17 protein-coding genes and 2 tRNA genes are annotated in these 24,658 nt (G+C 57.2%); 8 read left to right on the top strand and 11 right to left on the bottom strand.

The features are described from left to right. Window positions 1-2 precede the first annotated feature (2 nt). Genes CAUR_RS03910 through ftsZ form a run of 3 tightly spaced genes read left to right on the top strand, consistent with a single transcriptional unit; the run spans window position 3 to window position 3,314 of the window. Window positions 3-821, top strand: a complete 819-nt coding sequence (locus tag CAUR_RS03910; RefSeq protein WP_012256644.1) for a cell division protein FtsQ/DivIB — start codon at window positions 3-5, stop codon at window positions 819-821. 33 nt (window positions 822-854) lie between these two features. Next, complete coding sequence (gene ftsA, locus CAUR_RS03905; protein WP_012256643.1) at window positions 855-2,102, top strand: cell division protein FtsA; 1,248 nt, start codon at window positions 855-857, stop codon at window positions 2,100-2,102. 24 nt (window positions 2,103-2,126) lie between these two features. Beyond that, complete coding sequence (gene ftsZ, locus CAUR_RS03900; protein ID WP_012256642.1) at window positions 2,127-3,314, top strand: cell division protein FtsZ; 1,188 nt, start codon at window positions 2,127-2,129, stop codon at window positions 3,312-3,314. 100 nt (window positions 3,315-3,414) lie between these two features. On the opposite strand, the gene cysS is transcribed toward ftsZ, so the two are convergent. The 4 genes from cysS to CAUR_RS03880 form a co-directional block, all read right to left on the bottom strand. After that, on the bottom strand, window positions 3,415-4,611 hold the full coding sequence (cysS, locus tag CAUR_RS03895; RefSeq protein ID WP_012256641.1) for a cysteine--tRNA ligase: 1,197 nt from the start codon (window positions 4,609-4,611) through the stop codon (window positions 3,415-3,417). A gap of 102 nt (window positions 4,612-4,713) precedes the next feature. Next, window positions 4,714-5,160: an SH3 domain-containing protein gene (locus CAUR_RS03890; RefSeq protein WP_012660514.1), complete on the bottom strand. Its 447-nt coding sequence runs from the start codon at window positions 5,158-5,160 to the stop codon at window positions 4,714-4,716. Window positions 5,161-5,265: 105 nt separating this feature from the next. Beyond that, window positions 5,266-5,342 (bottom strand) — tRNA-Pro (locus CAUR_RS03885). A gap of 26 nt (window positions 5,343-5,368) precedes the next feature. Beyond that, window positions 5,369-5,456: transfer RNA gene (locus tag CAUR_RS03880), tRNA-Leu, on the bottom strand. 694 nt (window positions 5,457-6,150) lie between these two features. Between CAUR_RS03880 and CAUR_RS03875 the strand changes: the two genes are divergently transcribed. From CAUR_RS03875 to lgt, 3 genes are all read left to right on the top strand, one after another. After that, complete coding sequence (locus CAUR_RS03875) at window positions 6,151-7,533, top strand: protein kinase domain-containing protein (protein ID WP_012256639.1); 1,383 nt, start codon at window positions 6,151-6,153, stop codon at window positions 7,531-7,533. After that, the gene (gene purQ / locus CAUR_RS03870; RefSeq protein ID WP_012256638.1) at window positions 7,524-8,288 is read left to right on the top strand and encodes a phosphoribosylformylglycinamidine synthase I; all 765 of its coding nucleotides are present in this window, start codon (window positions 7,524-7,526) and stop codon (window positions 8,286-8,288) included. The genes CAUR_RS03875 and purQ overlap by 10 nt, the downstream gene beginning before the upstream one ends. A 143-nt stretch (window positions 8,289-8,431) precedes the next feature. Then, window positions 8,432-9,328, top strand: coding sequence for a prolipoprotein diacylglyceryl transferase (gene lgt, locus CAUR_RS03865; protein ID WP_012256637.1), 897 nt, complete (start codon window positions 8,432-8,434; stop codon window positions 9,326-9,328). Window positions 9,329-10,096: 768 nt separating this feature from the next. On the opposite strand, the gene CAUR_RS03860 is transcribed toward lgt, so the two are convergent. The 7 genes from CAUR_RS03860 to CAUR_RS03830 form a co-directional block, all read right to left on the bottom strand. Beyond that, entirely contained in the window at window positions 10,097-11,137 is a 1,041-nt protein-coding gene (locus CAUR_RS03860; protein ID WP_012256636.1) for a glycosyltransferase family 4 protein, read from the bottom strand. Between the two features lie 52 nt (window positions 11,138-11,189). Next, complete coding sequence (locus tag CAUR_RS03855) at window positions 11,190-12,365, bottom strand: GNAT family N-acetyltransferase (protein WP_012256635.1); 1,176 nt, start codon at window positions 12,363-12,365, stop codon at window positions 11,190-11,192. Next, window positions 12,362-13,429, bottom strand: a complete 1,068-nt coding sequence (locus CAUR_RS03850) for a class I SAM-dependent methyltransferase (protein WP_012256634.1) — start codon at window positions 13,427-13,429, stop codon at window positions 12,362-12,364. Before CAUR_RS03850 ends, CAUR_RS03855 begins: the two co-directional genes overlap by 4 nt. Then, window positions 13,426-13,884, bottom strand: a complete 459-nt coding sequence (locus tag CAUR_RS03845) for a DUF6992 family protein (RefSeq protein WP_012256633.1) — start codon at window positions 13,882-13,884, stop codon at window positions 13,426-13,428. The genes CAUR_RS03850 and CAUR_RS03845 overlap by 4 nt, the downstream gene beginning before the upstream one ends. A gap of 854 nt (window positions 13,885-14,738) precedes the next feature. Further along, entirely contained in the window at window positions 14,739-15,413 is a 675-nt protein-coding gene (locus CAUR_RS03840) for a hypothetical protein (protein ID WP_012660513.1), read from the bottom strand. Between the two features lie 144 nt (window positions 15,414-15,557). Next, the gene (locus CAUR_RS03835) at window positions 15,558-16,949 is read right to left on the bottom strand and encodes a selenium-binding protein SBP56-related protein (RefSeq protein WP_012256631.1); all 1,392 of its coding nucleotides are present in this window, start codon (window positions 16,947-16,949) and stop codon (window positions 15,558-15,560) included. A gap of 1,608 nt (window positions 16,950-18,557) precedes the next feature. After that, window positions 18,558-20,522 carry a DUF4838 domain-containing protein gene (locus tag CAUR_RS03830; protein ID WP_012256630.1) on the bottom strand — a complete coding sequence of 655 codons (1,965 nt, stop codon included), beginning with the start codon at window positions 20,520-20,522 and terminating at the stop codon, window positions 18,558-18,560. A gap of 1,116 nt (window positions 20,523-21,638) precedes the next feature. Here CAUR_RS03830 and glgP point away from each other — a divergent pair. Together glgP and CAUR_RS03820 are read left to right on the top strand one after the other, a co-directional pair. After that, window positions 21,639-23,789, top strand: coding sequence for an alpha-glucan family phosphorylase (gene glgP / locus CAUR_RS03825; RefSeq protein WP_012256629.1), 2,151 nt, complete (start codon window positions 21,639-21,641; stop codon window positions 23,787-23,789). 80 nt (window positions 23,790-23,869) lie between these two features. Continuing rightward, the gene (locus CAUR_RS03820; protein WP_242605057.1) at window positions 23,870-24,655 is read left to right on the top strand and encodes an endonuclease III domain-containing protein; all 786 of its coding nucleotides are present in this window, start codon (window positions 23,870-23,872) and stop codon (window positions 24,653-24,655) included. Window positions 24,656-24,658: the final 3 nt, after the last annotated feature.

Genomic DNA, 24,658 nt, shown 5'->3' with positions numbered 1-24,658 from the left:
GCATGGAATACAATCCGCCAAATACTCGTGAACGAATCGTCGCCCGCCGTCAGCGTATGCGGCGAAACAGCACCGAGCCGGTCGTGCCCGGTTGGCGCTGGCGATTGCGTGAAGGCTTACGGAGCGGGCGGATTGTCAGCGGTATCGTGTTTGTCATCAGTTGTTTTGCGCTCTTCTACGTCCTGTTCAGCAGCCGGTTTCGGGTACAGACGGTAGAAGTTGTTGGGGCTGAGTTTTTAAGCCCGGAGCGCATTGTTGCCGCTGTTCCACTGCGGGGTCTACCGATCTGGCTGGTTGATGAAGAGCAGGCTGTTGCGCCATTGTTAACCAGTCCGTTTGTAGAGGAAGCCCGGCTGACGCTCAGTTTACCTGATCGAGCGCGGATTGTGATTGTCGAGCGCCAACCGGCGATTTACTGGCGAACCGGCGGGGTTGATTATCTGGTTGATCGGCAGGGATATGTTATTGAAGCTGCTGCAACACCGCCCGCCGAAGATGAGTTAGTGATTGTCGATAGCTCAAATCTACCGGTCGAGCCAGGGATGCGACTGGATACCGATGCGTTGACGCTGGCCCGTGAACTGGCTTTTGTCCTGCCCAACCAGATCGGATTACATCCGGCACAGATCGGGTGGGATTTTGGGTTAGGGGTCTTTGTACGGACAGCGCAGGATCAAATGATTGTTTTTGGCCGTAGTGAAAGGCTTGAACGTAAATTGACAATTCTTGCATATTTACTCGCCGATGGCACACCGTTTACCTATCTTGATCTACGACCAGTCAATCCATTTTATCAGTATCGTCCTGACGGCAGCTCATAAACGATACCCGTTGGGTCAGGCAGCGAGGACACTATGGCACGCACCATGGCACGCACCATTGTTGGCATAGATGTAGGGACAAGTAAAATCTGTACCATCGTCGGCCAAATCGGTGATGGACGACGGCTGAATATTCTCGGTGTTGGGATGGTGCCCAGCCGTGGGATCGACAAAGGAGTGGTCGTCAATATTGACGATGCCGCCACTGCAATCGAAGCCAGCCTGGAAAAGGCTGAACGCGCCAGCGGTTTACGGATCAGCCACGCCTTTGTCGGGGTTGCCGGTCGTCACATTTCGTCACTTAACAGTCGGGGAGTGGCAGCCGTTCAGAATCCCGACGGGATCACCCGGCAAGACGTGGCGCGGGCAGTGGAAGCAGCGCAACTGGTAGCGTTACCCACCCAGCGCGAGATCATTCACGTCATTCCCCGTACCTATGTGATCGATGGTAATGATGGGATTCGCGATCCGATTGGGATGAGCGGGCTACGTCTTGAGGTGGAGACACACATCATCACCGGCGAGGCGATGGCAATTCAGAACCTGATCCGGAGCGTCGAGCGGGCGGGTGTGCAGATTGATGATCTGGTCTTACAGCCGCTGGCTGCCGCCGAAGCGGTGCTCAGCGATGACGACAAAGAGCGTGGCGTGATGCTCATCGATATTGGCGGCGCCACCACCGATCTCGCCATTTTTGCCCAGGGCGGGGTATGGCATACCGGAGTAATCCCGGTTGGTGGGCAGCACTTCACCAACGATATTGTTTATGTCTTGCATACGCCGCCGAATACCGCCGAGTATTTGAAACTGCGCTACGGCAGCGCCATCGCCGGTAATCCGCCCGCGCCGGGTGATGAGAGTGATCTCATCGATGCGGAAACATTGACGGTAGGTGAAAAGCAACAGATCAGTGCTCATCTCTTGAAACAGGTTCTACAGGCACGTGCCGAAGAACTTATTGAGCTGATCGTTGCTGAAGCCCGTCGGAGCGGATACGAAGGCATGCTTCCGGCCGGCATTGTCTTGACTGGAGGTGGGGCACAGCTCAGTCGCTTCGACGATCTTCTGCGTGACGACCTGGGATTACCGGTACGAATCGGTATTCCGGGTGGGTTGGGGGGTCTCACCGACTCACTCGACTCACCGGCATATGCGACGGCTGTTGGGCTTTTGCGATGGGGAGTGCGTTACGGCGGGCGGCCGCCTGAGCAGTCCTCGTCTGATGATACGAGTTCACTTTACGAGCGCTTCCGCCGCTGGTTGCGCGAATTATTGCCATAACTACCAGTTCAAGGAGGGTTACACATGGTTGATCGCAGTAGCAATGGCTTCTCGTTGGAAGACTTCGCTCAGATCAAAGTCATTGGCGTTGGCGGCGGCGGCAGCAACGCAGTTGATCGCATGATTGCTGCCGGCGTACAGGGAGTTGAGTTTATCACGGTGAATACCGATGTCCAGGCTCTGATGCACTCGCTGGCGCCGGTGCGGATTCGGATCGGCGATAAACTGACCCGTGGTCTCGGCAGTGGTGGTAATCCGGTTATCGGTCAGAAAGCTGCCGAGGAGAACCAGGAAGACATCTACGAGCAGTTGAAGGGGGCCGATATGGTCTTCGTCGCTGCCGGGATGGGTGGCGGTACCGGTACCGGTGCATCACCGATCATTGCCGGGATTGCCCACGATCTCGGTGCGTTGACCGTTGGTGTGGTGACACGCCCCTTCACCTTCGAGGGCAATCATCGCCGAAAGGTCGCTGAGGCCGGGATCGAGCAGTTGCGTCCGGTTGTTGATACGCTGATTGTGATACCCAACGACCGTCTGTTGCAGACGGCCAGCAAGAATACGACCTTCCAGCAGGCGTTTCAGATGGCAGATGATGTTCTGCGCCAGGGCATTCAGGGTATCTCGGACTTGATCACGCAGCGTGGCTTGATCAACGTGGACTTTGCCGACGTTAAGACCATCATGGCCCAGCAGGGTTCGGCGCTGATGGCGGTTGGCTTCGGCAAAGGCGATACGCGAGCACTCGATGCCGTGAATCAGGCGATTGCCAGCCCATTGCTTGAAGTGAGTATTGATGGCGCCAAAGGCGTGCTCTTCAACATCACCGGTGGTGAGGATTTGGGGATTATGGAGGTTTACGAGGCTGCGGATATTGTGGCCAAGCAGGTCGATCCCGACGCAAATATCATCATCGGCGCGGTGATCGATCCAAACTTCCCGCCCGGTGAGATCAAGATTACCCTCATTGCTACCGGCTTCGATGTCAATCGTAGCTCGAATGTGCAGCGCACCCGCTCGTACCCGACGGTAGCGACCAGCACCGGCCAGGCGACCGGTCAGATTGGCAGTCAGGTAACCCAGCAGCGGCCACGCCAGCCGGCCCAGACCCCGACGACACCGCCGGTGCAGCCGGTACGACCGGCGATCACGAACGATGATCTCGATATTCCGCCCTTCCTGCGCGGACGTGATCGCAATCGCCAGCGTTAAGCGTATGGACAGCACGCGAAGCAAGGGTGGGTGAAGAAATGTCTTCACCCACCCTGTGCGGTAAATATGCTGTATCAGGTCGCTTCGCTACCTGCGCTGCTCAACGGAGTGTAAACCCCAGCATCAAGGCCAGGTCGCGTACTACTGCCTGAGCTGAACTCACATCACGGCCTTCTTTTGCACCATCAATGATCATACCGGCCATCGTATGCAGAACGGCCAGGACGGTTGGGGTGTCAAGATCATCGTTCATTGCGGCGATGACGTCCTCACGGCCACGGCTAACGTCGAGCGGGCTATGCGAGCCGCCGGTGACACTCAGCGCCTGCCGCAGATCGGCAGCGTATTGCTCGAAGCGCACGAGGGCATCGCGACGGTAATCAAAATCTTCGCGGTAGTGTTCACTCAGCAAATACCAGCGGATCGCATCGGGATGGTGCTCGCGTAAGGCATCGCGGGCAAATACCAGATTCCCTAGCGACTTACTCATCTTTTCACCGTCGAGCCAGACCAGGCCGACGTGCATCCAGAAGCGGGCAAAGGGCCGTTTGCCGGTTGCCGATTCACTCTGGGCAATTTCGCATGAATGGTGGGGAAAGATCAGATCAGCTCCACCGCCGTGAATATCGATCTGCTCACCCAGGTAGCGTTGCGACATTGCACTACACTCGATATGCCAGCCTGGTCGCCCCAGCCCCCATGGACTCTCCCATTTCGGTTCGTCGGGATTGCCACGCTGCCAGAGCACAAAGTCAAGGGGATCGCGTTTATTGGGGTCATGCGGGTTATTCCCTCTCTGGTTGGCGATGGCGAGCAATTCGCTATAGCCCATACGGGCCATGCGACCAAAGTCGGGGTCGGTTTGAATACTGAAATAGACATTGCCATCAACAACGTAAGCGTGACCCAGCTCGATCAGTCGCTCGATGATGGGGATCATGGTGCCAACCTCTTCACTAACCCGCGGGAAGAAGGTTGGGGGTAAGATATTCAGGTCGGCACAATCGGCCCGGAGTTGTCTGATCTGACGTTCGGCCAGCTCATCCCATTGCACGCCATCACGGCGGGCGCGCTCAAACAGCGGATCATCAACATCGGTAACATTCTGACAGTAGCGCACGGTCGCCCCTTGCCACTGAAGGTAACGCACCAGGACATCAAAGACAATGAAGGTACGAGCGTGACCCATGTGGGTAGTGTCGTAAGGGGTGACGCCACAAACATACAGCGTAACGGGCCGGTCGGTCGGTACAGTGAAGGTTTCGCGGGTTCGTGATAGCGTACTGAAGAGCTGCATAGGAACTATCCTTTACTGAAACCATCCAGGATGGTTAGTTCGAGTCTCATATAGTATGGTACCACTACTATTGCTCAGACAGATATTGTTGTTTGATGCAAATCATGGGGTGACAACCGGTACCTGAGCTGCGATAGCGGGATCAACTTCAAGCACTGTTGCCGACATCCAGCCACTCTGCCCATCACTGAGGCGCACCAGATACCAGTTGGCCCGTTGTCCCTCCAGGATAACTTCGGTGTTGACGGGGAGAACGGTAATGACCTGAAACGACGTGCCCGGGCCTTGCCGCACGTTTGCTTCCACGCTCACCCGTCCGCGCAGAGGATTGATGGTTGGAGTGATCGTGGGTGATGGGGCCAGCACGATGATCACCGATGTACGAACCGGCTCTGGCGTGACCGGTGTCACCGTCGGCAAGCGCGGGATGGTCGGGAAGGGGCTGGGAGTTGGGGGAAGGGCTGCTGCCAGATCAATACAGGCCGAGAGGAGAACGAGGCATCCCAGCCACAGACAGCTACTGGTCAGGTAAAAAATTCGTTGTCTCATAGGCGTACTCGCTATCATCGAACTTCTTACCTGTATCATACCAATCCCGGCAGGAACATGCATGATAAAGAGCGTCTGTGTGGCGACACAGACGCTCTTTGTATTTGGTCGGGGCGAGTGGATTTGAACCACCGACCTCCGCGACCCGAACGCGGCGCTCTACCAGGCTGAGCCACGCCCCGTATTGTGAGAGCCAGACAACTCTCGCTGGTGCCGAAGGTGGGACTTGAACCCACACGGGGGTTGATCCCCAGCGGTTTTTGAGACCGCCGCGTCTGCCATTCCGCCACTTCGGCGCGACATCGCAGATTATAGCAGTCAATGGCCGGTTCGTCAAGGATAGCACGGAGTGTGTGCTCGGGAACGAACAGCCATGTTGAGCGTATGCGGAAGATGGAACGTAAAGATGGCCTGAACGCCATCACCCCTAATCACACGCACGTAAGCTGCGTTCGTTCATAAAACTGTCACCCTTGAACGCAGCGGGAGCGGGGAGGCCAAAAGTCTGTGTGGGGCGTCCTGAAGAAGTGTAGAGCCTGTTTCAAAAATATTTACGAGAAGTTACCTCATTCATTACTGACAGACTCTATAATTGTGACGAGCACATACAGCATCCTCGTGCCCGGCAGGATCAACGGCATGCCACGTCCCGGATCGTGAGCATAGCCGTCGCACTCCAAACTTCGCAACACGTGGATGACGAGCGCGCAAGGCAACCAATCCAATGCGTGATGGCATCGGAGATAGTCTTCAGCCCTTCTCACTGTCATACCAGTAGACTGGAAACAGGATACGCTGTCGTTAGCGATTAGAAAGCCTTCATGCACCTGTGCGACCGTCTGGGAGCACGATAGTACAGCTTTTGTGAAATAAGTTCTGGTAGATTCAGATATGCTGCCCGTCCCTGAATTCGCTCGTGCGGGCGAAGGGAGACCAGAGGTCTGCGCTAGTGGTATAATTGGCTAGAAACGATAGCTACGGTAGTTCGCTATGCTGATGCCTGATCGACTTCCAGACAATCTGACCGTGCGGGGAACGAATGATGCGTACACGGTGCTCAACCTCATCGGTCGTGGAGGTATGGGAGCAGTGTACCGTGTCCGGCGGGTGAGTGACGGCAGTATCTGGGCCTTGAAAGAGATGCGGCCGCTTGGCGACATTAGTGATGAAGAGCTGGCTGAAACCCAACACCTTTTTTTGCAAGAGGCTGAACTACTGCGCTCACTATCCTTCCCCAACTTACCGGTTGTGATCGACCTCTTTGCCTATGAAGGTCGGCCCACCATGATTATGGAGTTCGTTCCCGGTAAGACGCTGGAAGCCATTCTCCGTGAAGCGAATGCCCCCATGCTTGAACAGCAGGTTATCGCGTATGGGATTCAGCTTTGTCGAGTTCTGCACTATTTGCACACACGACAGCCACCGATTATCTACCGCGATCTGAAACCGGCAAATGTGATTCTGACGCCGGACGGTGTGTTGAAGTTGATCGATTTTGGGGTGGCACGCCGGCATAAAGCCGGCAAGACGAAAGACACGATTGCGATGGGGTCAGCCGGTTATGCCCCGCCTGAGCAATACGGTCGTGGGCAGACCGATGCTGCTTCAGATGTGTATGCGCTTGGCGCGACGATGCTGCATCTGTTGACGGCCATTCCACCGGTGCCGTTGCAACCTCCCCGGCGGGGTGAGATCATCAGGATCAATCGCTCGGTCTCGCCTGAAACAGAGGCGATTGTGATTCGGGCGATGAGCCTGGAGCGCGATAAACGTTTTGCCAGTTGTCTCGACATGGAGCAGGCACTGCATAAGCTCTTGAAGACGCCATACGTTGATCCGACGCTCCGGATGCAGCCGCTGCCGCCTACAAAGCCGGCAGCGCCACCGCCGGTTGTGCCCCCACCCGCATCAACGTTGCCCGGTGCAGGTGAGAGCGTAGGGGTGGTTTGTGATCAATGTGGACGCCTGAACAAACCGCAGGCACGGTTCTGTGCCGGTTGTGGTACAGCCCTGTCTGGCAAAGACGTCGTAGCGGAGCCACCACTGCGCAAACCACCGGCACGTCTGATCCTGCGCTCTCCCTATCGAACCTGGGAAGTGGTGCTAGATCGTTCGCCGATCCGGATCGGACGCCGTGATCCGCGACGGGCCCATTTTCCCGAAATCGATCTGGCAGAACACGACCGCGGGATTGCTTCCCGCCTGCATGCAATTATCGAACGACGTGGCGATCACTATATTCTCACTGATCAGAAGAGCACTAATGGGACGGAGATTAACGGTAAGCAAATTTTGCCCAACGTGCCGCAGCGTCTGCAAGCTGGTGATCGGATCAAGATCGGTGAGGTAGAGATGGAGTTTCGGTGGAACTGAAAGCACTCATTCTCCGCGCTCCCGGTATTAATCGGGATGCAGATGCGGCGCTGGCCTGTGAGCTGGCCGGTGCCCAGCCCGAACGAATTCACGTCAATCGGTTGATCGAGCGCTCAATTCGATTGACTGACTATGCAATGCTGATTATTCCGGGTGGTTTCTCGTATGGCGATCACCTGGGTGCCGGTCGCTTGCTGGCAGTTGATTTGATCCATCGCCTTGGCGAAGAACTTGAACGCTTTGTTGCCGATGGCCGGCCCGTCATTGGCATCTGTAACGGCTTTCAAGTGTTGGTGAAAGCAGGCTTACTACCTGGCCCGCTGCGGCAGTCACCGCGGGTAACCCTGACGACAAACGAATCGCAGCAGTTTGAATGTCGCTGGGTGCAGCTCGAAGCAGTAGCGCATAGCCGGTGCCGGTTTACGCAGGGTATCGAGCAGCCCATTGAAGTGCCGGTTGCCCATGGTGAAGGACGAATTGCTGTTCGGGATGAGGCAACCCTGGCCGAATTAGAAGCGAATGGGCTGGTAGCACTTCGCTATGTCGGCGAGGGGTATCCGGCGAATCCCAACGGGTCACCACACGCGATTGCCGGTCTGTGCAATGCGCAGGGGAATGTACTGGGGTTGATGCCGCACCCCGAAAATGCTGTGTTGCCCCACCAGCATCCACGCTGGACACGCGAACCGGCCCGACGCGAGGGTGATGGGTTGCAGATTTTTCGCAATGCCGTGCGCTACGCCGCGTCGCTGTAGCGTGCATGCAGAACGTGTCTTGCGGTTGGAAAGCCACCCTTAGCGGTGGGTACTGCTCTTTTTCATCAAACATGATGTGCAGCCGGGCGTATGTCATATCTGCTCTGGATTGCAATTTAACCTGAGAGGAAGTAGAGTGCAATATGGTTCTCTATCCGCCTGACGATCCTTTTCTGATTAGCTTTACCTTGTTTGGTATTCCGATTGTGGTGCGCTGGTATGGTGCCATCATCATGACCGGTGCCCTGATCGCGGCAATGCTGGCTTCACGCCGGGCTGTTGCCCGTGGCTACCATCCCGATCACGTCTGGAATCAGTTGATGCTGGGGTTGATCCTTGGCATCGCGGGAGCACGCATTTACTACGTGGTATTTGAGTGGGAACGGTTCGCACCGAATCCGTGGAGTGCGCTGAACCTGACAACTGGCGGAATTGCCATTCACGGGGCGATTATCGGCGCATTACTCTCAACCGTGATCTACACGCGCTATGCTAAATTGCCCTACTGGGATTGGCTCGATGTCTGTGTGCCCGGTTTTCTGTTGGCGCAAAGCATCGGACGCTGGGGAAACTTCTTCAACCAGGAAGCGTATGGACGACCAACGGATCTGCCCTTCGGGTTGCGGATCGATCCGGAATATCGCTTGCCGCCCTACAACGATCTGTCTACGTACCCGATTACCACCCTCTTTCACCCTACCTTCCTGTACGAGTCGATCTGGAATCTGGTCGGGGTTGGGGTTCTGCTCTGGCTCGACCGGCGGTTCGGTCGTTTGGCGCCACCTGAACAGCGCCGGCTGAATCCGGGTGATCTGCTGTTTTTGTACGGTATCATCTATTCGATTGGGCGGTTCTGGGTTGAAGGTTTACGCACCGATAGCCTGTGTGCAAATGGGATCGGTGGTGAATGTGAGGGGAGTATTCGGGTTGCGCAACTGGTCAGCGTAACGACGATTGTGCTGTGTGCGTTCCTTCTCTACCTGAACCATCGCCGCCCCTTTGCCGGGCAGACTGCCGGTACACGGGCTGAGTCGGTGTAGGAGGGGGAGAAGGTAGGAGATAGGAGAGAGAAGATAGGAGAGAGAAGATAGGAGATAGGAGAGAGAAGATAGGAGATAGGAGAGAGAAGATAGGAGATAGGAGAGAGAAGATAGGAGATAGGAGAGAGAAGATAGGAGATAGGAGAGAGAAGATAGGAGATAGGAGAGAGAAGATAGGAGATAGGAGAGAGAAGATAGGAGATAGGAGAGAGAAGATAGGAGATAGGAGAGAGAAGATAGGAGATAGGAGAGAGAAGATAGGAGCGAGGGGGGTGTGCGAGGTGTAGATTGGATTTGATGTCAAGCCTGGTTTCACGTCATCGTGCGCTATTTACCGTCACTCCTTCGTTGTATCTTTGAGCGCTCCATCGTGGTGGACAGGCACTGGTATCCCCTGGGAGTGCGAGCATCCGGCTCGCTCCCCACCTGTACCAGCGCACGGTGCCTGCGTCTCGCGAGGTGTCGCCACCCCAAACCAGCGGGAGCTATACGGCATCAGCATTCTTGCGCCCCCAGCAGGTTCAGGGACGGACAGGAACTGTGAGTTAATATAACGTTCTCCCCTTTCCCGCATCGTGCTATGCATTACGCATACGTCACCCAGTAGCTGGTACGATACATCGGTTATGTCACGGGCCAACAGGGATCGCTCTGGCCGTGCCCGGTAGGGGCGCTCGGCCGTGCGCCCCTACCAACGCCGGTGTGGGATGATGGCACAATCCACAGGACGACAATGATAGCCGGCTGGCATCTGGTGATGTCCGCATTCTACCCCTTGCCGCACAACCGCCCGTACAACTGTCGAAAGCCCTCACCGAGTGGACGGTAGCCGAAATGAGTGACGACCTTCGCCCGGCCATGCTCGCCGAAACGGCGGCGCAGGGCAGCATCTTCACCGAGAATCTGTACCTTTTCGGCATAACCCGCCACATCATCACGGGCTACCAGAAACCCATTCTCGCCATCGTCAACCACTTCGGGTAACGCAGCGACGTTGGTGGTGACGACCGGGCGCCCACAGGCCAGCGCTTCTGCCGGTGCAATCCCAAAACCCTCTAGCCGTGATGGAAAGAGTAGAATGTCGCAGCTCTGGTAGGCGGCCACCAGACCATCCCGATCCGGTGAACCGATTGGGATCATGCGGGGATGGGGTGGCCCGGTATCGCGTCCCTGAAAGCCACCAGTGTAATACAGTACATAGTCTTCAGGCAGCCGATCCATAATCCGTGGCAGCAGATCAAAGCCTTTACGACGGGTACGATTGCCGACGAAGAGCAGGCGAATCCGGCCATTTGCCGGCGGCAGGCCATCGTCGCGGCGCTGCATACCCGGCGGCGGCACAAAGACATCGGTGTCAATGCCATCGTAGATGAGAACGGTATCGCGCCGGCCATAGGTCGCTTCGACCATACGTTGGGTAAAACGGCTGACGCAAACCACTGCATCGGCGTAGGCGATGGAAAGCCCGTCGTAGCGCGACTCGACCAGGCGGTAGAAGAGGCGCTGGGCAAATGAACTGTACGGTTGCAGATCGGGATCGGTGGTCAGGTGATGCACGGTGGTGACCACCGGTCGGTCGTACCCGCGTAGACTGAAGGCTATGCGGGATCGGCCCTGGACGACATCAAACCGTCGCACCACATCGGCGGGCAGTATATTGGGAATTAACATCGGCAGAAAATTGTACAGCTCAGGCAGCCGTAGCAGTTCAGAGGCCAGGCCGGCGCGACGGGTGGCACGGGTGATGTTCTGAATGCCGAAATCAACACCGCCCCGGCCCAATGGCGAGATGTAGAGAGGTCGTAGCATACTGACAATTCTCAGCTTTTGCGCGCTCAGCGCTATTTCAGGTTGACACAGTTCACCAGTAGTCACCGCAGAATGGTGGCAGGCCATCGAGTGCCTGTTCGAGCAGCGTCAATGCCTGCCGGTTCGGTGCGGCGAGGAGACCGAACGCAGCCGCTGTGCGTGGGCGGAGATAGCGGCTGAGAAGCTGGCTGAGGGTGGCACTGGTACAGGCGAGATCGGCCTCACCGGCCCCCAGTCGGGTAACTTCTGCCCGCCCATTATCCAATGCGATCTGATAGCGTCCGGCATTGTCGGGAAGCCAGTCATCGCTAATCTGGATGGTTAGACGCCCGTTGCCAACCGGTGCGAAGGGATAGTCGCTCAACAGGCGTGCGGTATCGAGCACGCGCTGCATGAAGAGTGGGACAACAGACGTAGGGGCTGGTGCCGGCAGCAGCGCATTCAGTGGGGCATCGATAGGCGTTGGTATCTCAGCCGCCACAATCTGATCGGCATGCCGGGCGATGAAGACGAAGAGCTGGGCGCGGGCGACCGGATCGAGGGCCACAATGTCACGGCACACCAGCCGATCACCCTGCTCGTTCCGTTCGAGACGATAGATCAGGTATGAGCGGCCACGTCCCTGTTCGTCACGCCAGATAAAAGCATGGTACCGATCACCACTCCAGGTGTGCAGCACATCCACCTGCCACCAGTCGTGATCGCGCACCAGTGGGCCATACCGTCCACGTAGCGCACCGCGGTAGATGGTATCGAGTTCGGCGATATGGGCAGCGGTTGCGGCAACGTAGGTGCCGGGGGCGGCAGCGAACGATTGCAGATGATCAGGCGACGCCTGAACCTGTCGACGTTCACCGGCCAGTGCCCAGCCCAGGCGCTGGTAGAACGTGTGACGGAAGGGATAGAGGAGCGCCAGCACAGCCCCGCGTTCGCGTAGTTCAGCACAGGCATGGCGCAGTAATTGTTCGGCGTAGCCACGTCGGCGATGTTGCGGCCAGGTGGCTACACTGCCAATCGCGCCAACCGCCAGCTCCCCGTATCCGGCCTGCATCTGAAACGGCATGATTTGCAACTGCGCAACGAGTTCGCCATCAACAAACAGGCCACGCAGTTGAGCAATGACTGCCGGGGTGTAGCGACCACGGTGATACTGGCGGGCGAACGCATAACTATCGAGCGCCCAGAATTGCTCGAATTCTGCCGGCGAGAGTACGCGATAGTCAATCATGAGCGTGGCTTTTCAACCAGAATGAAATAACTACCACACCGCATCCAGCCAAACAGCCAGAGATCGAGTTCCATCAAGAGGGTTACGGCCAGCAACGCATAATAGACCGGCCCCTTCTTGCGTAGCCGACTACGCATCCGCTGGCGGGCCCGAATTTCACGCGCTGCACCGGCACTGACTCGGGTGGGAACAGACTCAGATGCTGAACGTCCCCGATTCCGCCCGATCACTGCCTCTCCCAGTTTCATTAAGACGTGTTCGACAAAAGTCGTGAACAGGCTATTCCAGAAGATGACCTTTACAGGTCGCAGACCGGCACGTTCAAACGCCGCCAGCACATCTTCCCAGGTCTCCAGGGCTTTGATATGGTCTGACTTGCGGAGCTTCTCGCGCTCGAAGTCGTACACGCCAGCTTTGACAAAGAGACGCCCCAGGAAGCGGCTGACATCAATCAGCGGTTGGATCGGCGACCGCTCGCGAGTGTTCGAGAAGGCCAGCATCCGTCCACCCGGACGCAGCACACGGGCCGTTTCGGCCAGATAGGCATCGATAACCGGTAACGGAAAGTGTTCGAGAATGTCAATCGCAAACACCTTATCGAAACTGTTGTCGGCGAACGGCAACAGTCGCGAGTCGGCCTTCGCCAGGGTGACGGTACGCACCGCCTCATCGGCGAAGAGCGTGGCCGGATCGGAACCGACCATCAACCCCACATACTTCGCGTTCCAGACCGCATGTTTGGCTGTGCCACACCCGTTATCGAGCACAATATCGTTCTTCTGCCAGCGCATCAGTCGGCGTAGTGTGCGATCACGCACACCGGCGGCCAGCAGCGGTGGTGCCAGCTCCCGGTAATCCAGTTCGGCAGCCAGTTGCTCTTCGTCGCTGACATACTTTGATACGTAATCGAACTCTGCCCCTCGTGGCATCAAATCGATATAGCCATCGCAGAACGGGTAGAGCGTCTGACAGCGCGGGCAACGCACACCGTTGGCTTCAACCACTAATGGACGTACCCGGCAGGTTGGACATTGTAACAGTGAAAAGATACGTTGGTTGATCATGGTGATGGTGGAATCCAGCGCCGTTGGATTTCGGCGGCAAGGATGCTATCGAAGAGCAAGAGAAAGAGACCTTGAACCAGAATACCGGCCCCCATACCCCGACGGTCGGTGCGTTCACCTGCCTGTCGGATGAGCCACAGACCACTCCCAATGTAGAGGAGGTCGAGACCGGCGTTGATCAGCAAGATATTCCGTAACCGTTCGGCAGCAGCGTGAGCTTCGTTTTCATCAATATCACCAAGCGCAAGGTCTTCGGCCTTGAGCAGTGCCTGTCGGCGTCCGGCTACGGCCAGCAGCCAATCAATAGCGCCCCAGCTTATGGCCTGAAGCCCAAAGTGCCGCCAGAAACCGGGAATGAGCGACAGGATTGCGCCACCGATAACACTCCCAAGCCCCCACCGGGCCAGTGGCTTGAGTGCGTGGTACTGAAAAGAGAAGAAGTTGTTATTCATCATCGTATCTTACCCGAATGATCCGAATGCTCATAGCAGTCGGCATTAGTATACACGGGATGGGCCAGGTTGTGGGCAGCGCGTGAGGTATTGATTCGGTCGTGCGACAGAACGGGACACGGATGGACGCGGATTTGGCGGATACACGCGGAGGTTCTGTAAGGGTTGGTGATCCGTAACCTGATGCTACGCATCGTTACGTATTCGTGGTTATCGTGACGGGACACGGATGGACGCGGATTTGGCGGATACGCGCGGATGCTCTGTCAGTGTTGGTGATCCGTCACCTGACGCTCCGCACCACTACGTATTCGTGGTTATCGTGAGGGGACACGGATGGACGCGGATTTGGCGGATACACGCGGAGGTTCTGTCAGGGTTGGTGATACCTAACCTGACGCTACGCATCACTGAGTATTCGTGGTTATCGTGACGGGACATGGTATGGACGCGGGGCTGGCGGATACGCGCGGATGCTCGGTAAGTATTGGTGATCCGTTTATACCCATTCTCTGTGTTCTCTGTGCCTCTGTGGTGGATAACAGCATCCCCGCGACCAGCAGGATCAACAGCGTAACACGCGCCTGGCACGAAGCATGGCTGGTGAGGTAGCGTGGTGCCCCACTCCATACCGCACGACCCGCGTATGACGCGCAGGCAAGGCAACTAATCCAGCGCGATTGGCAAGCGTTAATGCGCACCTGTACGGCTGTCTGGGATCACGACAGCACAGCTTTTATGAAATAAGTTCTGAACAACACACCCACCCCCGCCGGCAGGCAAGCCTCGAAGAGGCTTTGACGACGTGAGGCAGGGTTTTAACCTGCCGATTCTTCAACCTGCCGGGTCCTGCCCCTTTACACCAGCCATATTTCCCACAATCCCCACCCCAGCGTGATGCCACCGGTAATGGTGAGAACGGCAATCCAGATTACATCGGTATTGATCCAGGCCCGGCGGAGTACTTCAAGCCCCATGATCCAGTACACAGCCAGTGCTGCCGCAACCATGGCAAGAAACATACCGGCCGTATGGACACCTGTTGCCAGCAAGGCTACTCCCAGCGACTCGCTCAGAGCCGGGCTATGATGAGCGTGACCGGCGTGTAGCGCATGTGAGGTCGGTGTCATCATGGCCAGAAATGGCGCGACCATCAGGCCGGCACCGTGGGCCGTTGCCATCAGGAACGACCACGAGACGAGCTGCCACCAATTGGCCCGGAAACGGGTTCGTGGATGGCGAAAACGTACCAGCAGCCGCCATCCGCTGAACAACAGGAGTGCTACTCCGGTCAACACCAGCAAGAGGTCGGTGGGCAGCGTTTGCCCCAGAAGGGCGACGACAATCGCCGCCACGCCAATGGCCGCTGCATGACCGAGGGCAATCGGGCCGAAGGCATACAACACAGCCTGCAAACGCTGCTCTTGTAATCCCAGCCCAACGGCAAACAACCAGCCCATCGCGGGGTTTATGCCGTGAAACAGGCCCAGCGCAAATAGCGACATCCAGATCAAGGTCGTTGTCTGATCCACTGGCAGAGTCCTTATGCTGATATGTCTTTACGGGATGATGCTACGACCAGTTGTCGTATCGCTTGTTGGGCGTGCCGAAGCCTTGCTCCGGCACGCCTGCGCCACGAATGGTTCCTCACGAGGATGGTGAGGAGCGTATTCAGATCATGGGAAGCAGTACGAATCGCTCGATGCGTCACCACCCTGAAGCCGGATTTGGTGTACCCGCTGCTCACCGAAATCGACGAAGAAATTGGGATCGAATTGCATGCCACCGTCGGGATTAACATCTACCTTGACCATCCAGCCCTTGATCCCATCTGGATAAAATTGCTCGTCCCACGCCCGGTACAGCGAATTGGTGAAGTAGACCCGTCGGCCATCGCGGCTGATTTCCACCATTTGTGGCCCACCGTTAAGTTCGGCAGATGTCGCTGGATGCCCGGCCCGACGGACGATACCACCAATTTGCACTTTGCCGGTCAAGCGCGGGTTAAACGGATCAGATACATCGTATTGATGCAACTCACCTGTGCCCCAACACGATACATAAAGGAAGCGGTCATCGACACTCAGGTTAATGTCGGTAACGAGTGGTGGTACTGCTTTAAACGGCTTCAGGATAGGAGGAAGCTGGTCTTCGGACGCCGGTTCGGCGGGAATGTCGATCACCTTCTTCAGGTGCCAGGAACCGTTGTCGCGGTACCACAGCCAGATGGAGGCTGAAAGGTCTTTCAGGCTCACCACACAGTTCATGAAGCCGTAGGCTTTGGTTGGGTCGTGGGCCGGACGCAACTCCAGCGCCATTTGATATTCAGCACCCAGGTCAAGGGTCTGCAAATGACGGCGGCGGTAGAGGTCCCATACGTGGAGGCGATGACCGTACTTGCCGGCCAATAGCTCGTCGCCGAGAACGCCACTTTCGACCATACGTGGGGTACCCCATTCACTGGTCAGCAGGGTGTCATAACCGAGGTGCCACCAAAAGTCGTAATGCAGATACTGATCGCCACGGTCGATCTCCCAGCGTCCAAGCACTTCCAGGTTGTCGTGGTCGAGGATGAAGATTCCGCCGGGTCCTTCACCCTCTGGTGAACCCAGCGCCGAGATGTAGATGCCGTCTGGCCCACAGTGAACAGTATGCGGACGAGCATACCCGGTGCGTTCGGCGAGTTCATTTGGATCGATAACTTTCACTACTTTCGGTTGGGTGGGGTCGGGCTTTGTGTCGAGAATGGTAATATGCGAGCTGCGAATATCCGGCACAACCAGATACCGGCGTTCGACGTGGGGATGTGGTGCATTTGGGCAGAGCATTGAACTGCACGCATTCCAGCCAAAATGGTGGAGTTCACCACCGGTGTAGGGCATGTCGGTGACCCCAACGACTTGACCAAATGTACTCGACTGACTATCGACATCCACGACACACATTGCATCGGGCTTGCCGTTTGCCATTGGGTTGAGACGCACCACATAGGCCAGCTTCTCGGCTGGAGCCTTAACCGCCATCCGTGGTGATGGATAGAATGTGGGGTCTGGACGCCAGGTGACCATGCGAACCTCCTTTGCAGACTACGCTGTCTTGATACGGTTGATAAGGTTGGGATGTGTTTCTAAACAGACACTCAGTACCAATGTCGCGCCAGGCGCGTTTGTACAGACTGAAACGTCAGTCGTATGGAGAGGATTGCTACCGATAATCGAACTATATAACGTGTATCAGGCAGAGTCAAGGGGCTGCGAGAGGTGTTGTTCGTGGAATGTAGCATTGTGCTGTCGGTGATGCAAAGGGGCACGGACGGAAACGATGCTACGCTGCGCACTCAGGTGCGGTGGCAGAGTGATGATAGGAGTGCGGGTTGTGCTTGCGCTGCTCCTGGCAGTGATTGGATTGGTGAGACGCCCCCACCCTACCCCGCCCCCGCTGGGGGCGGGAAGCGGCGGTGGCGGATGGCTCCCGCTGTCGTGGGCCGGTTGGGGGCGCGCCTCCGGCGCGCGCTCCCAGTGCGCAGGTGATGGGGGCACTGGAGGGGAGTGCTCGCAGAGCATACAGACACGTCCCCACCCCGGCCCGTCCCCGCTGGGCTATGCATTACCCATAACTGGTGTCAACCAGGTGCGTATCAGCGGGTATGATCGCTATTGGTGCTATTTTGAGCGACTGGCTCGTTGGTAGTGCACCGCTCAAGCCGTGCCAGCACGTGCTGGATGGATTACCGTACCCGCTTGTTATGCGCGTGTCGCGCGGTTTGGAGTGCGGCAGCCATGCTGCCGCGCCAGCCGTGCTTACGATCCGGCGCGTGGCATACCGTTCCCCATCCTGGTCACGGGGGAGGGCTGAGTGTGCTCGTGCCGATCATCGAGTCGGTCAGGCATGCATACGATACCTGTGCGTAGACGTTTGGTTGTACCAGGTTCGTGCCTGCGCACCAGCGGCCATGGCCAGCGCCTGACGGCGGTAGAGAGGAATGCCTCCACGCAGGCTGGAAGCCTGCGCCACGGGGAGCCTGCGCCACGGGGAGTACTTGCAGCCCGGCCTAACGCAGCGCGACTTGTAGGTAATGTATAGCCCCCGCTGGGGCGGGAAGCGGCGGTGTGGTATGGCTCTCGCTGTCGTGGGTCGGTTAGGCGCGCCGGAGGCGCGCGCTCCCAGTGCGCAGGTGATGGGGGCGACAGAGGCGTGCGTTCCCGGCTTTCCCAGGGGATACTGGCGCTTGTTCACTATACTTGCATCGACAATAGACACTCTCTCCACCTGCATACCGGTGGGAGGGGTCTGGCCTTGCTATAGCGGAATACATGCATCCGCTACCGTAATAATCATCCTCCGTCACCCATTACCACCAGAGTCTACGCTGCTGTTTGGTTGGAGAGCGAACCTTTGGCTGCCGCACGCGCATTCTGCTGGCATCGATGTGAATCACTCTCCACCGGCATGCCGGTGGGAGGGGTCTGGCCTTGCTATAGCGGAATGCATGCATCCGCTACTGTCATAACCATCATCCATCACCCATTACCACCAGAGTCTACGCTGCTGTTTGGTTGGAGAGCGAACCTTTGGCTGCCGCACGCGCATCCTGCTGGCATCGATGTGAATCTCTCTCTCCACCGGTATGCCGGTGGGAAGCATCTGGCCTTGCTATAGCGGCATACCTGAATCCGCTACCGTAATAACCATCCCCGCCAAAGCTGAGCAAAAATGATGGTGAGTTCCCGCAAACGACGCCAGCGCATTTGGGCCTGGCGCCAGGGAGGGGCGATCTGGCTCTCAAGATGGTCAAGGTGCAGTTTCAGGATGGTGCGGAACAGGCGGTGACCGGAGCGTGCCGTCGGTGGTACGTAGCGTCCTGCCCAGTCGAGTAGATCGGCGTGGGTTTCACGTGCTGCGGCCAGCGCCTGCTGCTGGCGAGCCGGTGGCGCCCGCCGGGCCTGGAGGACGGCGACTTCTTGCCGGGCAGCGAGGAACCGTAGTAACAGTCTGCTGTGTGTCCATTCGGCCAGATCGGCGGCGAGTGCCGAGGACTCAGGCGTGGCACTGTTGGGTGTCAGCAAGGCTTCGCCGGTAGCGATAATATCCAGCGCGGTATGCAGGATCGAGAGGCGCTGTTCGCAGTACGGCGATGGAATATCGTAGCCGTCGAGAACGTCACGGGGTGGTTGTGAAATCGGGTCACGGCGACGACCGGGATGCTGGCGTTGAACCTCTGCCGGGGTGATGTCGAGCACCTGTTGCCAGGCCTCTTCAAGCGCTGTATACACCTGATCAAGCAGGGTTGGGTTGGCCGGAGAGCGGATCGCGGCGTATTGATGACGAAGTGCTGACGGGTCCTGGTGGGGATTCCAGGCAAGGGCAGCGAAGGTGTGCGGGTTGGGGCCGGGAGCCAGCCAGGGCCGGTCGCCGGTGAGCAGGGCATGAACGCCGGTTACGCCCCAGTCGCGATAGGTGCGGAGATCGGCAGCAATGGTGTTGCTAAGAGGTGGCAGGGCTGATTTGAACAGAATCCCATCGAGGTAGTACTCGAAGACGCTGACTCCGGCGGGAAATAGTTCGCTGATGGCTGCAATTTGTTCGGCAAGCGGGCCGTTGATCGGGTGAGTGGACGTGCCAATGCCGGCAGCATACGAGCGCATGCGTGGCGCAATGAGGGCCTCTACATTCGCTGCCGGGACAATCTGTTGTGGCCGCGCCATGGTGTCGTGGTAGGCCAGAAAGCTGATCCGGGCGGTCGGATTGATCGCAGCCAGTTCGTCGGCCATCACATTCACCAGCAACAACGACTGATCGGCAGGGCTGAGCTGTGCACATTGTGGGCACAGGCACCAGCCGCCGCTCAGACGATCAACCGGCCAGAGGTGATAGACTGCCGCGTCGGGTTCGGCCAGAAAAAAGGATCGTGCCCATTCACGAACCAGCGCCTGGGTGGTAGGGTTGGTCGGACAGGGGTTGCCATCAGATACGCGACGACGACCGTTGAAGCGGAAGAGTTCCGGTTGGCGGCGAAAGCGCTTGCGTGGAAGAGCGTCGGTGAGGTGATGACCACCGATTTCCAGCCGTAGCCCTCGCTCGCGGATCAATGGCCAGAGGCGGTTGCGCTGTTGTTGCCACGAGCGTAGACGGCAGGCACCAAGCGGCATCCCCTGATCGCCGATAGTGTGAATGAAGATGGTGTTGAGTCGGGCGTGTGCTGCCCACTCAATCCACGCTTCGGCCTGCGCTAGAAAGATGTCGTGGCCGATGACCAGACCCCGGCGGGTGAATGCCGGTTGCCCGGCGAATGTTGCTTCTGGTAAGGCGATCTGATCAGGGCAAGGTACTCGCTCGTTGGTAACGCCAGGGCCGACCCACAGCCATCCCCAGCTTTCGAGCAGATGGTACACGGCGTAGAGTAGTCCGGTTGGGCCTTCACCGACTAAGACAAGACCATGTTCGTCGGCGAAGCGAACGAAGCCATCGCCGGCAGCACCGTGACGCAGGCTGATCCGGTGGTCGTGCGCCTGACCAACAAGTGGGAGTGGCGGGCCACCCATTCGTTGGATGGCCTGGCGTAATTCATGGGCGGCGAATTGGGCCGTTGGATGGTCGCTGGGGAGTTCGATGACCCAGCCTGGTGAGAGAATATGTTTCATACGTATCCGGTGAGCGTTCACCAGTTCATTGCGTTGTTTGTCGCTATTATAACGTCAGTTCGGTTAGAGCCGAGATCACGCGACATTCGTTTACCGCCAGGTCGTTCAGCGTAGCACGTGCGTGGTGGTTTTGTCGCCGGTTATCCTGGTTTAGGATTAAAGTTGACATAACATTTTTAAACGAATGGGATGTTCTGATATGCGATTGCTTGCGTACCACCTGCGGTGTGCAGATGGAGTGTCGCTCTGCCCGGCCCGCGTTCCGACACGCACCTGTGGATCACTGGTGATGAAGCAGAACATCGTGAAGCAACTGACAATACCTTCTATCTCCTATTTCCTATCTCCTCGGATCGAGAGCACGGCTGGCGCGGCAGCATGGCTGCCGCACGCCAAACGATGCGAGACGGGTAATCCAGGCTGGAGACGGTATCTATGCCGGCACGTCATACGACGGTGAGGCCAGCAGAAACGCAGTTCTCTGTGTCCGTGGTCACTGGCAGCGTGATGGTGTGCGCACGAGCGATGATGTTGAGGAAACCAGATGTGATCTGACTGGTAAAGAAGCCGCTGAACCGCGCACCGGATTGTGAGCACGGCTGGCGCGGCAGCATGGCTGCCGCACTCCAAACGATGCGAGACGGGTAATCCTATACGGAAATGGTATCCTCTCCGAAACGTGATCTCACTGTGTTACGGCAAGACTGGTTCTGTACGTCCGCACTCAGGGGTGGTGCCAGCGTGATCGTTGGAACACGGTTTATGAACGCTATTACGCCAGATTTGATCTGATACAGCAGAATACCGTGAAGCGACCGACAATACCTCCTATCTCTTATCTCCTATTTCCTATCTCCTATTTCCTATTTCCTATCTCCTATCTCCTATCTCCTATCTCCTATCTCCTATCTCCTATCCCCTCCCTCACTCATGCGACCAAAAATTAGTTGCATAGTGGACAAATTTGCCGTAAGCGGCTACAATTGCACTCAGCCGTCATTTCCCGCTGCGCAGCACATGGAAAAGTGTCAGACAACATGGCGGTGATAACAGAGTTCCTGGTATCATACCAGTACAAGCGGACATTGTTCATCAATATGATGATGTGGGGGTATCATGCTACGGTTTGAACATGAGATCCTGTTCACGCCTTGCCCGGAACGCATTGCGCGCCTTCGCGAACTTGCCTATAACCTCTGGTGGACATGGCATCCCGAAGCGCAAGACCTCTATCGCTCTATCGATCCAGAGCTATGGGAGCTGGTGTACCACAATCCGGTCGACTTTTTGCGTGATGTACGTCAGCGTAAGCTGGAAGCAGCAGCAAATGATCCGGCCTATTTGAAGCGGTACGACGCGGTGCTCAAGAGCTTCGATAGCTACATGAGCGCGAAGAAGACCTGGTTTAGCAAAAACTATCCCGACGCCAAAGATACTCTGATCGCGTATTTCAGTGCCGAGTTTGGTCTGCATGAGAGTCTACCCATCTACTCGGGTGGTCTGGGGATTCTGTCGGGTGATCACATCAAAGAGGCCAGCGATATGGGTATTCCGCTGGTCGGGGTTGGTTTTATCTATCCACAAGGTTATTTCCGCCAGCGCCTCGATCAGAGCGGCTGGCAGTTTGCTGAATATAACAAGCTCAATTTCGCCGATGTTCCGGCACTCCCGGCACTTGACCCGGAAGGTCGGGAAGTGGTGGTCGAGGTTGAGTTACCCGGACGTACCATCTACGCGAAGGTCTACAAGTTTCAGGTGGGCCGTAATGAGCTGTTGTTGATGGATACCGACATCCATCCCAACAGTCCGCAAGACCGGGAGCTTTCGGCCCGGCTCTACGGTGGTGATCAAGAGATGCGTATCTCGCAAGAGCTGGTGTTGGGTGTCGGTGGTGTCCGCGCATTACGCCGGCTCGGTTACAAACCGACCGTCTGGCACATGAACGAAGGCCATTCGGCGTTTCTGGTGCTTGAGTTGTGCCGTGAGCTGGTGGCGCAGGGCTATAGCTTCGAGCAGGCGATGGAACAGGTAAAGGCGCATTGTGTCTTTACCACCCACACACCGGTACCTGCCGGAAATGACGCCTTCCCCTTGCCGATGATTGAGAAGTTCTTCTGGAGCTTCTGGCCGCAATTAAACCTGACTCGTGATGAGTTTATGAGTCTGGCGCTGCAAGAGCAGCAGTGGGGGCCGACGTTTGCAATGACTGCGTTGGCCTTACGGTTTTCAGCGTTCCACAATGGGGTGAGCAAACTCCACGGTCATGTTGCGCGTGGGATGTGGCAATGGCTCTACCCCGGTCGCAGCCAGGATGAAGTGCCGATTACCTCAATTACCAACGGTGTGCATACTGCGACCTGGCTGGCGCCCGAAATGCGCACGCTCTACAACTCGTATCTCGGCAAGAATTGGGAAGACAATCTCGATGATCCACAGATCTGGCGGAAGGTGTACCAGATTCCTGATGAGACCTTCTGGCGTACTCGCCAGAAACTGAAGAGTGATCTGATCGCCTTCAGTCGGCAGCGTCTCCAACAGCATTATATGCGGCTGGGCATTCCGGCGCCGGTCTGGCCGGTACTCGAAGAGAACATTCTGACCATCGGTTTCGCCCGGCGGTTTGCGACGTACAAGCGTGCAACCCTGCTGTTCAAAGATGTTGAGCGGCTGAAGTACATTCTCAACCGACCCGGCAAGCCCATCCAGATCATCTTTGCCGGGAAGGCTCACCCGAAGGATGATCCGGGCAAGCACTTTATTCAGGACGTGTATCGCATGGCGATGCAGCCGGGGCTGGCCGGACGGATCATTTTCCTCGAAGAGTACGACATAGCGGTTGGACGTGCTCTGGTGCAGGGGGTCGATGTCTGGCTGAACAACCCGCGCCGCCCGTATGAGGCGAGTGGTACCAGTGGGATGAAAGCGAGCCTCAACGGTGCACCCAATTGTTCGGTGCTTGATGGCTGGTGGCCGGAAGCGTATAACGGTCGTAACGGTTGGGCGATTGGTGACGAGCGGGAGTACGCCAGTCAGGAGGAGCAGGACTGGAACGATGCGCAGTCGCTGTACCATTTGCTCGAACACGAGATTGCCCCCCGCTTCTACGACAATCGTGATGCGAATGGGATTCCGGTTGAGTGGGTACAGATTTGCAAGGAGGCTATCGCTACGGTAGCGCCGCTCTTTAGCACGCGCCGGATGCTGGCCGACTATCTGCGCGAGATGTATATGCCGGTAGCAGTGCAGGATACACCAACCGGAGTGTAGTGTTCAGACCGGCACGATGCTGATACATTGTCGATTGCGTTGAGGGATTCGTTGTGCAACCTGGAACGCCAAGCGATTCAATGACGAGCTGGCAGCATCGTGTCAGTCCACTTGATGTCTACCGGCGGCTGGTGAGCCATTTTGGGGTGCTCTACGGCCCAGAGGCTCACCAGCCATGGTGGCCGATTATAAGTTCCAACCCACAGCTCGAAATTGTGATCGGTGCCGTGCTGGTGCAGCAGACGCGCTGGGAGACGGTTGAAGGTGCGATTGAGCGTCTCTATCGGGCCGGGCTGATTGATTTGCATGCACTCGCTCAGGCGACGGTCGCCGATGTTGCCGAATTGATCTATCCCTGTGCCTTCTATCGTCAGAAAGCTGCTGGATTGATTGCCCTCGCCCGTGCGATTAGTGAACGCTACGGCGATGTTGCGGCAATGTTGCGCCGCCCGACGGCAATGCTGCGCCGTGAATTGCTGACGTTGCCGCGCATTGGCCCGGAGACGGCAGATGTGATTATGCTCTATGCCGGCGATCATCCATTGTTCGTGGTTGATGCCTACACCCGGCGGATTTTTGCGCGCCTGGTACCTGACGAGATTGCCTGGGATCGAGCCAGTTACCATCAGGTTCAACACATCATTGCGGCTGCGCTGCCGTCTGATCCCCGATTACTGGCCGATTTCCATGCCCAACTCAACGAGCTGGCTGTTCGTTATTGCCTGAGCCGACCACGGTGCGATGGCCCACCGGCCCGGCGGGTCTATTCACGACAGCCAGGCCGGAACAGTTTTCTTGATCGCCACGATGGTTGTCCATTACGTTCGGTGTGTACGTGGTATCAGGGCCATCGCCAATTGTCTTAACGT

This window comes from Chloroflexus aurantiacus J-10-fl (assembly GCF_000018865.1).
Classification (GTDB): domain Bacteria; phylum Chloroflexota; class Chloroflexia; order Chloroflexales; family Chloroflexaceae; genus Chloroflexus; species Chloroflexus aurantiacus.
This window is presented reverse-complemented; position numbering and strand designations above follow the sequence as displayed.

Bases quoted from the DNA above. Each gene is read 5' to 3' on its own strand.
- CAUR_RS03910 (WP_012256644.1), top strand. From the start codon at position 3: ATGGAATACAATCCGCCAAATACTCGTGAACGAATCGTCGCCCGCCGT.
- ftsA (WP_012256643.1), top strand. From the start codon at position 855: ATGGCACGCACCATGGCACGCACCATTGTTGGCATAGATGTAGGGACA.
- ftsZ (WP_012256642.1), top strand. From the start codon at position 2,127: ATGGTTGATCGCAGTAGCAATGGCTTCTCGTTGGAAGACTTCGCTCAG.
- cysS (WP_012256641.1), bottom strand. From the start codon at position 4,611: ATGCAGCTCTTCAGTACGCTATCACGAACCCGCGAAACCTTCACTGTA.
- CAUR_RS03890 (WP_012660514.1), bottom strand. From the start codon at position 5,160: ATGAGACAACGAATTTTTTACCTGACCAGTAGCTGTCTGTGGCTGGGA.
- CAUR_RS03875 (WP_012256639.1), top strand. From the start codon at position 6,151: ATGCTGATGCCTGATCGACTTCCAGACAATCTGACCGTGCGGGGAACG.
- lgt (WP_012256637.1), top strand. From the start codon at position 8,432: ATGGTTCTCTATCCGCCTGACGATCCTTTTCTGATTAGCTTTACCTTG.
- CAUR_RS03860 (WP_012256636.1), bottom strand. From the start codon at position 11,137: ATGCTACGACCTCTCTACATCTCGCCATTGGGCCGGGGCGGTGTTGAT.
- CAUR_RS03855 (WP_012256635.1), bottom strand. From the start codon at position 12,365: ATGATTGACTATCGCGTACTCTCGCCGGCAGAATTCGAGCAATTCTGG.
- CAUR_RS03850 (WP_012256634.1), bottom strand. From the start codon at position 13,429: ATGATCAACCAACGTATCTTTTCACTGTTACAATGTCCAACCTGCCGG.
- CAUR_RS03845 (WP_012256633.1), bottom strand. From the start codon at position 13,884: ATGATGAATAACAACTTCTTCTCTTTTCAGTACCACGCACTCAAGCCA.
- CAUR_RS03835 (WP_012256631.1), bottom strand. From the start codon at position 16,949: ATGGTCACCTGGCGTCCAGACCCCACATTCTATCCATCACCACGGATG.
- CAUR_RS03830 (WP_012256630.1), bottom strand. From the start codon at position 20,522: ATGAAACATATTCTCTCACCAGGCTGGGTCATCGAACTCCCCAGCGAC.
- glgP (WP_012256629.1), top strand. From the start codon at position 21,639: ATGCTACGGTTTGAACATGAGATCCTGTTCACGCCTTGCCCGGAACGC.
- CAUR_RS03820 (WP_242605057.1), top strand. From the start codon at position 23,870: ATGACGAGCTGGCAGCATCGTGTCAGTCCACTTGATGTCTACCGGCGG.